General features: G+C 30.0%; 11 protein-coding genes. All 11 read right to left on the minus strand.

Translation table 11 applies throughout. The annotated features are described in order from the left end of the window. Positions 1-4: 4 nt before the first annotated feature. The 11 genes from Q4Q40_RS20815 to Q4Q40_RS20865 are packed head-to-tail and all read right to left on the minus strand — an operon-like array spanning position 5 to position 11,769. On the minus strand, positions 5-1,315 hold the full coding sequence (locus Q4Q40_RS20815; protein WP_303303964.1) for a hypothetical protein: 1,311 nt from the start codon (positions 1,313-1,315) through the stop codon (positions 5-7). Then, complete coding sequence (gene rffA / locus Q4Q40_RS20820; RefSeq protein ID WP_303303966.1) at positions 1,308-2,420, minus strand: dTDP-4-amino-4,6-dideoxygalactose transaminase; 1,113 nt, start codon at positions 2,418-2,420, stop codon at positions 1,308-1,310. Before rffA ends, Q4Q40_RS20815 begins: the two co-directional genes overlap by 8 nt. Then, positions 2,417-3,049: an acetyltransferase gene (locus tag Q4Q40_RS20825; RefSeq protein WP_303303967.1), complete on the minus strand. Its 633-nt coding sequence runs from the start codon at positions 3,047-3,049 to the stop codon at positions 2,417-2,419. Before Q4Q40_RS20825 ends, rffA begins: the two co-directional genes overlap by 4 nt. Next, positions 3,046-3,984, minus strand: coding sequence for a glycosyltransferase family 2 protein (locus tag Q4Q40_RS20830; RefSeq protein ID WP_303303968.1), 939 nt, complete (start codon positions 3,982-3,984; stop codon positions 3,046-3,048). Before Q4Q40_RS20830 ends, Q4Q40_RS20825 begins: the two co-directional genes overlap by 4 nt. A gap of 10 nt (positions 3,985-3,994) precedes the next feature. Beyond that, entirely contained in the window at positions 3,995-4,636 is a 642-nt protein-coding gene (locus tag Q4Q40_RS20835) for an HAD family hydrolase (RefSeq protein WP_303303969.1), read from the minus strand. Next, positions 4,636-5,616: an ATP-grasp domain-containing protein gene (locus Q4Q40_RS20840; protein ID WP_303303970.1), complete on the minus strand. Its 981-nt coding sequence runs from the start codon at positions 5,614-5,616 to the stop codon at positions 4,636-4,638. The genes Q4Q40_RS20835 and Q4Q40_RS20840 overlap by 1 nt, the downstream gene beginning before the upstream one ends. Next, positions 5,595-6,449 carry an NAD-dependent epimerase/dehydratase family protein gene (locus Q4Q40_RS20845; RefSeq protein WP_303303971.1) on the minus strand — a complete coding sequence of 285 codons (855 nt, stop codon included), beginning with the start codon at positions 6,447-6,449 and terminating at the stop codon, positions 5,595-5,597. Before Q4Q40_RS20845 ends, Q4Q40_RS20840 begins: the two co-directional genes overlap by 22 nt. Then, positions 6,446-8,311 (minus strand): hypothetical protein, encoded by a 1,866-nt coding sequence (locus Q4Q40_RS20850; protein ID WP_303303972.1) that lies wholly within the window; start codon positions 8,309-8,311, stop codon positions 6,446-6,448. Before Q4Q40_RS20850 ends, Q4Q40_RS20845 begins: the two co-directional genes overlap by 4 nt. A gap of 6 nt (positions 8,312-8,317) precedes the next feature. Next, the gene (locus Q4Q40_RS20855; protein WP_303303973.1) at positions 8,318-9,715 is read right to left on the minus strand and encodes a CDP-glycerol glycerophosphotransferase family protein; all 1,398 of its coding nucleotides are present in this window, start codon (positions 9,713-9,715) and stop codon (positions 8,318-8,320) included. Positions 9,716-9,722: 7 nt separating this feature from the next. Further along, positions 9,723-10,598: an N-acetylneuraminate synthase family protein gene (locus Q4Q40_RS20860; protein WP_303303974.1), complete on the minus strand. Its 876-nt coding sequence runs from the start codon at positions 10,596-10,598 to the stop codon at positions 9,723-9,725. Between the two features lie 16 nt (positions 10,599-10,614). Next, complete coding sequence (locus Q4Q40_RS20865) at positions 10,615-11,769, minus strand: acylneuraminate cytidylyltransferase (protein ID WP_303303975.1); 1,155 nt, start codon at positions 11,767-11,769, stop codon at positions 10,615-10,617. Positions 11,770-11,812: the final 43 nt, after the last annotated feature.

Below are 11,812 nucleotides of genomic sequence, written 5' to 3' on the forward strand. Positions count from 1 at the left end.
TTATTTAAACAGCTAAAATTAAGTTTAATATACTTCTTAAATTAAAAAGAGTAATAACTATTAATGACATAGAAAAAACGGTGTTTTTGTACATAGTATCAACAGCAAACGGCTTTCGACTTATATAACTTAATACAGCTGCAGGTATTAAAATTTCATAGCCAATAAGCCATCTATGTTCTATAAAAGTAAAACATACAAAAGACAGCGCTAACGTAATAATCAAAAATAAATTTGAAGCTAAATTCTCTTTATTAATAAATGATTTCAATACCATTTTTTTGTTTAGTAATGGTACAAGTAATAAAAAGAACAAAAATCCCCAAAATCTAAAAAACCTCAATATGCTAAAACCAACATTATAGGCAAACATTTTTAGCACAATTACTGGATCCCTGCTAATGACTTCAAAAAAAGATTTAGGCAAACTATCCTCTCCATTTTCATCTAAATACTTTATGACAACATCAAATTTGGTATGCTTCCAAATGGCGTCTCTGTTGGGTGCTTCCTTACCTTGTTCAATTTTTTTTAATCCTAAATAATTTCGTTGCACCCAATTAGCATTAATATTTTTTGGTGCTTTATCATAACTACTCAATTTATTCTTTTCTATAAAGGAAGGATAATGAAAGGCACTCACCAATACTATAAATGATATAAGTGCAACGGCAATTTTTAATATCTTTTTTGGTATACTATCGTTTGAATCTACAAACCAAATAATAAAAGTAAAGGCAACTAATAGAATCCACAAAAGGGCAGTCATTCTAATTGAAATTCCTATTGCAAGTAACAAACCTATCAAAACAAAAGACATGTATTGATCTTTTTTATTGAATAATCTTTGGGTTAAAACATATAGTAAAACAATAATAAAAACACCTAAAAAGGTGTCATTTGAAGCTCCTGAATACGATTTTAAGTTGATCGTAAAAAAGAAATACAGACCAAATAGAATGATAAAGTAAATATCTATTTTTTTTGTTTTTTTTCTTAAAAAATAGAATCCAAAAACAATTAAAAATATTTGGCTTAAGAAGTTTAACAAGAAAAAAGAAATCTCCACATCATTTGTAAACCAGTATAATCCTTTTAAAAATAAATTATAAAGTATGGTCGTTCCTTCAGAAACCGCATCATAGTGGCCTAAATCTAAAAATCTTAAAAAGGCTCCTTTATAGTCGTCATTATTATGAAAAACAAAAATTTTTGGAGTATTTACTGCAATTAGAAATATATAAACTAATAAAGCTATAATAGACAAACCATATAATAGTTTCTTATTACCTGTTATTTTCCAGATTTTATCCATACATCAATATTTTACTTATAACCTCCGTTACATCCAATTCGTAAAACATTGGTAACCTTAATAATCTGTTGGTAAACATATCACTGTTGGTTAATTTCTTACCCTGGTATTTAGCTTGATAATATGGACTAGAATGCAAACTAATATAATGGAAAACGGCCAAAACGTTATTCGCTTTTAAATGTTTTATTATTTTAGATCGTTGGTCTTCAGACTTGCAAATAATATAAAACATATGGGCATTATTTGTCGCGTAATCTGGTATGCTCATGAGTTTGATATCATGCTTATCTGACCAATCTTTTAGTGATTCTTGATAACGATTCCAATGCTCTAATCTCTTTCTTTGAATATCTTCTAAATTTTCAATCTGTGCCCATAAAAATGCTGCTATAATTTCTGAAGGTAAAAATGAAGATCCTGTATCTACCCATCCATATTTATTTACTTCTCCTCTAAAAAACTCAGCTCTATTAGTGCCTTTTTCCCAAATAATTTCAGCTCTATTAACAAAACGGTCATCATTAATTGCTAATAATCCTCCTTCTCCAGAAATAATATTTTTTGTTTCATGAAACGAAAAAGTAGCCATATGACCAATTGCCCCTAATGCTTTTCCTTTGTATTTAGAACAAATTGCTTGTGCTGCATCTTCAATAACCAACAAGTTATGCCGTTCAGCAATACTCATAATTGTATCCATATCGCATGAAACTCCAGCATAATGGACAACAACTATCGCTTTTGTTTTAGAAGTAATTAAAGCTTCAATTTTAGTAGCATCTATATTTGGATTGTTAGAATAAGAATCAGCAAAAGTTATGGTGGCACCTTGGCGAATAAAAGCCAGTGCTGTTGAAACAAATGTAAAACTTGGTATGATAACTTCGTCTCCCTTTTCAATATTTGCTAATATAGCGCACATCTCTAAAGCATCTGTACAAGATGTAGTAAGTAAAGCTTTTTTAAAACCAAAAGTGTCTTCAAAGTAATTTTGACATCGTTTTGTGTAATCACCATTACCAGATATTTTGCCTAATTTTACAGCATCTTCTATATACTGCGTTTCTTTGCCTGTTAAATATGGTTTATTAAATGGGATCATCTTATAAATCTTGATGGATTACCTACATATAATCCTGATTTTTCTATTTGATTTATTACGACTGTGCCAGCTCCTATCTGCACATCATCAGCAACATTAATATTATCTATTATGGTTGAATTAATGCCTATATTACAACGCTTCCCAATATTTACAAATCCAGCAATTGCAACTCTTGGTGACAAAAATGTATGTTGAGCAATTATAGAATCGTGTGCAATGGTGCAACTTATATTAATAAAAACGTTGTCTTTTATAATCGCTTGCTGGTCAATAATAACTCCTGGAAATATACAAACCCCACTTCCTACAACACACGAAGCATCAATATAACACGATGAATGTATAAATGTAGCAAAGGGAACAACAGCTTTTAAAGAAGTATATAGCTTTTCTCTAAAACCTAAATGTTTATAGCCAATTCCAATGATAACTTCGTCAAATAACTTATTGGTAAAACCATTTTCTACATCTTCAACTTTACCAAAAACTTTGATTTGATTTATTATCGTATTCGGAGTAGCAAAATCATCAAAAAATCCTACGACTTCAAATTGATTATCTTGAGCAGCATGATAGGCTATTTGTTGTCCTAAATCTCCAGCGCCTATAATCGCTAATTTTTTCATGTGTTATCATTCAAATTAGTAAGTTCTTTAATTGAAAACAAAGGTCTCCCTTTAGATTCTTTATATATTTTACCTACGTATAATGCAGCAATACCTATAAAAAACAACTGTACTCCTGTTGCAATAATTAGCGAACCTATTATAGAGGGCCAGCCTGACTGAAAGTCTACTAAATATAATTTCAGAAATACAATAACTGCAAGTACTATAATCCCAATTAATATAAAAGCAACTCCTAATTTTACTGCCAATTTTAGCGGTAATTCAGAGAAATCAAAAATCGCATTAAAGGCCAATTCCATTTTTTTCTTAAAATTAAATTTACTGGTACCCGCATAACGTTCTCGCTGATCAATTTCTATAGTGGATTGTTTCATCCCAATATGCATAAAAATACCTTCAATAAACCTGTTTTGTTCTTGGTATTCTAAAAATTTATTTGCGAATTTTCGATTAAAAATACGCATAACCGCCAACCCTTTAGGTAATTTCAATCCTGTGAACTTTCTTAATACCCCCCAAAATATTCTCGAAAATATTCTATTTATAAATGAATCCTTCTTTTCTTTTCTAACGCCAAAAACTAAATCGTATCCCTTTTCAATTTCTGTAATAAAACGTCCAATCTCTGAGGGTGGATCTTGCAAATCAGGATCCATATACAATAAATAATCTCCTGAGGCATGCGTGATTCCTGCTGTTAAAGCTGCTTGCTTTCCATGATTATATGATAACTCAATAAGTTTTATACTGGAATTACTTAAGGCCTCTTGCTTAATAATTGAAACTGTATTATCGGTACTACCATCATCTATAAAAACTATTTCATAATCAAATGAAAACGTTTCAAGCACTTCTGTCATTTCTAAAATAAATCTGGAAATAACAGCTTCTTCAAAATAAACAGGAACTACAAATGACAATTTTTTATTCACAATAATTTTATTAAATAAGTATATCCTTAAACGATTCTATTCTATATTTTGAAGCGGTATAAATATGTTCCCGGTCTATTAAATGTACTTTAAACCCAACTTCTAATGCTGGCTTAATATCCAATTTTAATGAATCTCCAATAAATAAGATCTCATTAGGTTTTAATCCTATTTTTTTTAAAGCTATATTATAAAATTCAATACTAGGTTTCGCCACTTTTTCCTCTTCAGAAATAATGATATGTTTAAAATTCACATGGTGTATTTTTTCTTTTAAGACCTCTGTTAATCCTGAATTAAAATTTGACAATACGCCATATTCGCAGGAACTAAAATTAGATATATATTTAACATCTTCAAAAACTTCCCAAGGTAAATATTTGCAAGCATTAAATATACAATCTAACAACTCTGAAGTTTCAATTATTCCTAAAGCATTAATTAACTCTTTATTAAATGAATTGTAAAATTCTTTTGAGGTAATATCTGGAAACTTAATATATTCTGATAATAACTTATGTTTTTGTTTCAATTCCTTTTCTGAAACATTATAGCCAAAATCTTTAAGAACTTGCAAATATTTTGTCCACAAACTTGGTTTATGAATTAAGGTATTTGCAGCGTCAAATAATATGTATTTGATTTTACTCATTAAAAAATACGGTGTTTTGCTGTGCTATCTTGTGCATGAATAAAGTCGGTTACCTCAGTATAAATAACGTCCATTAAAACCCTGGTGGCTACACCTTTTTTTATATTAGGTTTTGAAGGCGGTTTTTTATACAACCATTCTTCAAGTGTATACTCTACATCTTTAAAACCAAAATTGGAGCGTATTGAATTGGTTCCTGAAATACGACAATTTATTTCGAATGGGACAATTTTGCCTTCTTTTGTAACGATAGATTGAACATTTGCTGATCCTTTTATTTTAGACACAGAAATGATTTCCCGAAGTAATTTTTTTATTTTTTCATCATAATTTGTTATAACCTTACAATGCGTTGTTGTACCATTTTCTAAAATACGTTCAAAAGTTATAAAACCATGTAATTTCTGTGATTTGGTTACATAAAAAGCTGTTGTAATCTCTATACCTTCGTGCAGTTCTTGAATCATATAGTCCTTATCTGAACATGTACTATATTCCTTTGGGTTTATTTGAATCCCACGCGAGCCTCTACCCTTCCTTGGTTTTAATATAATATTCTGAAATCTTGCATCGTATTCACTTGGTAAAAATGAACTGGCAAAAGGAATATTATATTTACTTAAATGTAAATAAGTATTGTATTTATCTAAATAGTTCGATGCTGTTTCTTCTTCTGACACAGCAATATCACAAGTAATTTTATTTTTATACTTTGCAAGATAATAAACCTCAAAATCTGTTGCTGGAAGAATTAAGTCTATAGCTTCTTTTTCTACGATCGATTGGATTGTTTTAATATAATCATTATCATATGCGTAGGGAACCTTATAAAAGACATCACACAAATGGTTGCCCGCAGAAAAGGCTTCAACATTTGCACCAATCACCTTTATATTAAATTGTGATGCTCTAATATTCCTTATAATGCCCTGACCAACATTACCTCCAATACCAGTAATTAATACATTTTTCTTATCCATTCAATACAATTTAATACTTCTTTTTTAAACACCTTTTCTGGTAGCATTTTTAATGTTTTATTAGTAAAACTATTGTCATAAAGATAAGATTTTGAGTTATCTATGCCTTTAAAATTAATTTTAATATCTGGCAAGTATGTTTTAATAAAGTTAACCACTTCAAAATTAGACAATTCATCTTTAGATGTTGCTAAAAAAACATCATTACCATTATATTCTGCAGCCGAATATAAATAATTAGCAACGTCACTAACATGAATATAATTTTGCTTTCTCTTACCGTCTCCAAACAATGTGATCGTATTTTTAATGATCGCATTTTTAATAACTAATGGCACGAAAGTCTCTACTTTCATATGAACCCCATAAATAGAAGAGATTCTAACAATAGCATACTTATCATGTTGTTTTACAATAGCTTCTCCTTTAAGCTTGGATTCAGCATATTTAGATTGCGATTCTAAAACACTTTTCTCTGTGATTAATTTCGTAGTATGTTTATATACTGAAACACTCGAACAAAACACTATTTTTGCACTTTTAAACTGTTTGCATAAATCATTTACCAGATCAACATTAACAGCTTTCAGCTTATTATCGATATTTACAGATGTGCCATTAGGGATAAACGCACTTATAATATAAACCACATCAAAATGATCTTCTAAATCTTTTAATTTAGTAATAGGTATGTGAGCTATTTTACTATATAAATTATCTATATTTTCATGATAGACACCAAGAACATCCATACCAAGCATGGCTATTTTTTTAGATAATACGCTACCTAAAAAACTATTTGAGCCAATTATAATATGTGATTTTTTTTTCACTGATCTATGTCCTTTAAAACAACCTTTGCTTTATTACCTTTCCATTTTATTGTACCTGCTTCTTTCCATGGATTACTCAAATTTTCTTTTAAAAAGTTTTCTTTCCATTCAAATGTTAAATTTACATCCTTCATATGTACCTTAAATTCTGCTGTATTTAGATCTATTCCATTTTTATGAGCCCAAAAGGACGCATATCTAATCAATCCACTCTTTAATACATCAAGTTTATCTAAAACATAAGGTCCATTTACTCTAAAATTATAATTTGCCCATATACCTCCTTTTAAATAATAATCTGGCATACCTTCCTGATCATATAACGGCAACAGTTCTCCCTGATAAGATATATTGAAAACTTTATTAAAACCTTTATAATGTGAATCAATAAAAACGCCATGTCCAGTAATACCAAAAAATCTTCTGATATTTTTATTTAAGACCTTGTCTTTGTAATTTTTTAATTTTTTAATTGGTTTTTCCAAAGATGAATTTGCCTTAACAGCTTTTATAACTATGCTTTCACTAAATGGAAAACTAAAACTCACACTAAATTGAAAAAAAAGTAGCGCTACAAAAACCACCTTGGCTGTTCTTATCTTAAAACTTCTATAACTAATCGATTTATATAAAATATCATCATCAGAAATATTTCTATTCGTATTAGTTATTAGACTACGTGAAGGCTTTGTAAACTTTTCAAGATCACTATTGTCAGATATTATTAGTTTAAACAAAAATTTTAACAAGTTAAAAACACCAGGTATGTAAGCTAGTAAAGCTATTGGATAAAAAAACGGGATTAAACTAGTTACTTTTTTATATGCGTTATTTCCTAAAAACTGCTTTCCTTTTTTATCTATAGCATAAAAGGTCCTTGATATGTTTTGTTTTGAAGTATTTTCTTGAATACGTATAAAATCTATAGCTTTGAAAATATCGAAATGTGATATGCAAATTTTCATACTTAGACAAAACCGACATTCTGCATTATAAAAAAGTTGCAACTTAGATTTTTTATATGCTATTTTTTCTATAATGATTTGCCACAAACCAACAGGAACCATTAACAAATAAATGGCAATATAACCTAGAGCAAAATATGGTATAGGAAACTCAAAGAAAATACCAATGTGCAATCCCAATCCGGCTAATAAAAAATATGGTCTGATTTTTTTAATAAAAAAGACAATTGGAAAAATGATTTCAAAAACCAACACAAAATATCCTAAAAACTTAATAAAATATTCTTGGTTCAAGATCCATTGATCGTTTAAAATAGTGACTTGAGGTATTGATGCTGGCAACCAAATCCCCAAACCATTCATCCAAGCTAACGATTGAAATTTATAAAAAATCGATCCAAAATAGACCAAAGCAATACCAACAAAAACTATTATAAAATAATTCAATACTGAAGTTGTCTCAACTGGTTTGTATAACTGTACGGAATTTGAGTGTTTTATCTTCCTTCTTAAGTTATCTATAGAAATTGATCTGGATAATGGTGTAAAAATTATTACAAGGGATACTCCTAAATAGACGTAATCCATATGATATTCGTAAACTCCTACAGCATTAAAAACCCAGAAGACAAATAGATAGTTAAAGGTTGTCATCAATCGTGTAAAAGCACCAAAGACTATAAATAGCAAAACGACCATCCAGATAAGAAATGGGATGGTATAGTCTATATGAGATTCATTTAAATAAGGAACAGTATCAAAATATAAATGCCTATATCTAAATATTCTATTAACCTCAAAAAAGAGGTTTAACGCAAAACAAATTCTAAATATGGCTAAGCCTTTTGAAGAAATCTTCTTATCGTAAAGTCTATCTACAAATCTTAAAAGCCTCATTAAGTTTTATTTTTTTAGAATAAATTCTATAGCTTCCCATATATGTTGTGATGCTTTTGTGGGGTTTTCACCAACAACTATTTTGTACCATTTACTCCCTGCTTCAACATTTGATAATTTTCCATCTAAAATTTGCTTCACTAAATCTTTTAAATGGTTTTTATCTTCACAGAACACCGCAGCGTCTTTACTTGGCATACTTCTAAAGTGTACATATTTATAGTTCTGCCCTATATCTCGAATGCCTTTTTTTAATTGTGGTTGTTCGTAATTATAATAAATACAAGGTTTGTTATGTGCTACAAAATCAAATACTGTGGATGAACATACATTGGTTACAAATTCACTATGTTCGCACACGTTATATAGCATTTTAAAATCTTCTTTTGTTGGCAAAATCTGGTTCCATTGCCCTCCTACTTGTTTCCAAATAGGATCTAAAACTTCAATAATATCTTTGTTTGCCTCAATAACGGCATTATATCTGGGCGTAAAATCCACAGGACATTTTCTATAAATAATGCCTAAATTTTCACCTTCTGCATTTAAGCTTCTAACAGCATTTGTTAAATCTTCTAAGTAGTATTGATCCAGAGGAGATGTCGTTTCATCATCCCCAGAATAGCAAATATATTTTTTATTCGTATCCAAATTATACGCCTTAAAAAACACGTCTCTTGTTTGCTTTAATGAGGTATTATAATGTGGTTCAAATTGTGGTGTTCCTGTTACAAAAACTTGTTCTTCTTTTACAAAGGGATAATATTGCAGTACCTCTTTCTTCATTAAATCGCTCCATACACAATAATAATCGGTTTCTACTACTTGCATAGCTTTTGGCACATTATCCCAAGAATATACAAAGGCTACGGTTGGAATTCCTAAATCTTTAGCCGCTAATAAAGCACTAATAGATTGTGTTGCTCGTTGTGTTGTGCAAAAAATTAAATCTGGTTTATGAGTTTCTAATTGTGTTTTACAGTACTTATATTTTGACGCAGAACGCTCTAATTGATTAATCTTATTTCTAAGTTTAATGATTCCTTTTTCAGACGAATATAAACCAATTAAACACTTTATATATATACTTTTAAAAATGTTTTTTAGCCCTTTATAATTAAATGGAAACTTATACGTTGGATAAACAGCATCATTAAATTTATCTCTTGACACATTCAATTCTGCACGTTTTCTTGCCCTTGAATACAAAGGTAATAGTGGATGACTTGTATGGTCCTCAATTTTTACTTCATCGAAATCTAAATTATCTTTTAGCGAAAAAATAGTATTATTCCAATACGTAATATCAAATCCCTTTTCCTCACCTATGCTCTTAAAATCTGTAAAGGCAAAGTTCCTTAAACCAACACCGTCTGGAAAAAAAACGAAAACTTTTTTACTCATTTTAGTTTTAACCTTTTTGGTTTTTTAGCTTGTCGCGTTGTACTTGTTCAATAGGTAATATATCCTGATGTTTGAATTTTAAAGCTCTATAAACCGCATTCGCATCTCTGGATAATTTTCGTAAGCCCATTGGCTCTAAAGATGCTGCATGGTCTGTACCTTTCCATGTTCGATCTATGGTATAATGCCTTTCTATAATATTTGCTCCTAAAGTATAAGCAGCAACATCTACTGCGATTCCTAAATGATGTCCGGAAAACCCAATGTATTTCACTTCATTTTCATACTTTTCTTTTAATAAATTGATATCTAAAAGACAGACATCTTCAAAAGGTACTGGGTATCCCGAAGTGCAATTATAAAGCACCAGATCTTTGTTTCTATTATGTTTTTTAAAGAAGTTTACTAAATCTTCGATTTCGTCTTTAGTAGTCATCCCTGTTGAAATATGCAATTCGCCTTTGTAGTTTTCACACAACCATTGCAACATCTCAACATTATTATTACATGCAGATGGTATTTTTATAAATTCTGGATTTAACGATGTAATTTCCTTTGCTGATGTTAAATCCCAAACTGAAGTAGAATAAGTGATACCAATATCTTCACAATATAACTTTAATTCACGGTGTTGGCTAATATTAAATTCTAAAAACTCTCTATGCGCTCCGTAAGTTTCTCCATAAGAGTTTGCTGGATTTGGATGCGGTTGGTTGTATTGTGCCTCTGTTAATAACTCTTTGTTATTACGTTTTTGAAATTTTACGGCATCGACATTGCAAAATATTTTAGCTACTTTAATGAGTTCTTTTGCTATTTCTATATCTCCTTTATGATTGCATCCAATTTCTGCTATTATATAAGGCTTTAAATATGTATTCATAAGATGTAAGAACTTATTAAAATCTTTTATTATAATTCATTATAAACTGGCAAGCTTCTCGAATAGCGCCTGCTCCAGAATCTTTAGAGAGTACTATATCTGCATGTTCCTTAACAATACTTGTGGCATTATTTGGTGCTAAAGACCAACCTACACTGCAAATATTTGTAAGATCGTTAACATCATCACCTACGTAAGCAACATTACTTAAAGCAATGCCTTTATCTAATATAATTTTGTTAAGCAACGTGTATTTGTCTTTTACTCCTAAAAATACATTTTCTATTTTTAGTTTTTCCATCCGTTTAGCAACGAGTTGCGAATCCTCAGACGTCATTACCATAATCTCGACATTAAATTGTCTCAAAATTTCAAGCCCCATGCCATCTCGCATATCGAAATTTTTAGAAAGCTCTCCATCTTTAGTGTATGCCACTGTTCCATTGGTAAAAACACCATCAACATCTAAAACAACATGTGTTATTTTCTTTGATTCTTTTTCTCGTTTTTGCCTTTCAATTAATAAACTTTCTATAGCAATCCAATCTGATTCTGTATCAATTTCCATTAAAGACTCGTCTGCCATTTTCACAATAGCAGTTTTATCTCCTAATCTACTTTTATTCTTTTTAAAGGCTTCTTTGGTAACAGTATAAACAGCGCCATTTTCTATTAATAAACCCTCAAAATCCTGACGCCTTGGCCTTTTAAGAGGATTATAATTTATAGGTGTTCCATTTTCGTTCCACAAAAAACGATGCGTATTTACAACGGTTAGAGCTGAATCGTATTCATTCCCTAGTTTATTTAAACAAGTATTTATGTCTTCTCTTTTTGTAAAAGGAGACGTAGCTTGTAGTAAACAAAAAGTATCAAAATCGTAATTTATAGATTCACTAAATTCTAACATGGCAAACTCGGTTGACGCATTATCGTTTGCACTTTCGTCACTTCTTAACAGCCCTTTCACCTTATCTGTCCAATGGTATTCTTTAGCTATAAATTCAAGAATACTTTCGTCATCTGTATAAACATAAACGACATCAAGATTAGAGAAAATAGCTTCTCCTAAAACCCATGTGAATAACGGTCTTCCAACCATTTTACGTTTATTTTTATTTGGTATTCCTTTTGATCCTTTTCGTAATGGAATAAAACCTATGCGTTTCATTTATTGTTAGTGTCTTTTTGTTACTCTATTTATGCTAAAATAC

This window comes from Flavivirga jejuensis, from assembly GCF_030540765.1.
GTDB classification, from domain to species: Bacteria; Bacteroidota; Bacteroidia; order Flavobacteriales; family Flavobacteriaceae; genus Flavivirga; species Flavivirga jejuensis.

Coding starts and splice junctions, on each gene's coding strand:
- Q4Q40_RS20815 (WP_303303964.1), bottom strand. CDS start 1,315: ATGGATAAAATCTGGAAAATAACAGGTAATAAGAAACTATTATATGGT.
- rffA (WP_303303966.1), bottom strand. CDS start 2,420: ATGATCCCATTTAATAAACCATATTTAACAGGCAAAGAAACGCAGTAT.
- Q4Q40_RS20825 (WP_303303967.1), bottom strand. CDS start 3,049: ATGAAAAAATTAGCGATTATAGGCGCTGGAGATTTAGGACAACAAATA.
- Q4Q40_RS20835 (WP_303303969.1), bottom strand. CDS start 4,636: ATGAGTAAAATCAAATACATATTATTTGACGCTGCAAATACCTTAATT.
- Q4Q40_RS20840 (WP_303303970.1), bottom strand. CDS start 5,616: ATGGATAAGAAAAATGTATTAATTACTGGTATTGGAGGTAATGTTGGT.
- Q4Q40_RS20850 (WP_303303972.1), bottom strand. CDS start 8,311: ATGAGGCTTTTAAGATTTGTAGATAGACTTTACGATAAGAAGATTTCT.
- Q4Q40_RS20855 (WP_303303973.1), bottom strand. CDS start 9,715: ATGAGTAAAAAAGTTTTCGTTTTTTTTCCAGACGGTGTTGGTTTAAGG.
- Q4Q40_RS20860 (WP_303303974.1), bottom strand. CDS start 10,598: ATGAATACATATTTAAAGCCTTATATAATAGCAGAAATTGGATGCAAT.
- Q4Q40_RS20865 (WP_303303975.1), bottom strand. CDS start 11,769: ATGAAACGCATAGGTTTTATTCCATTACGAAAAGGATCAAAAGGAATA.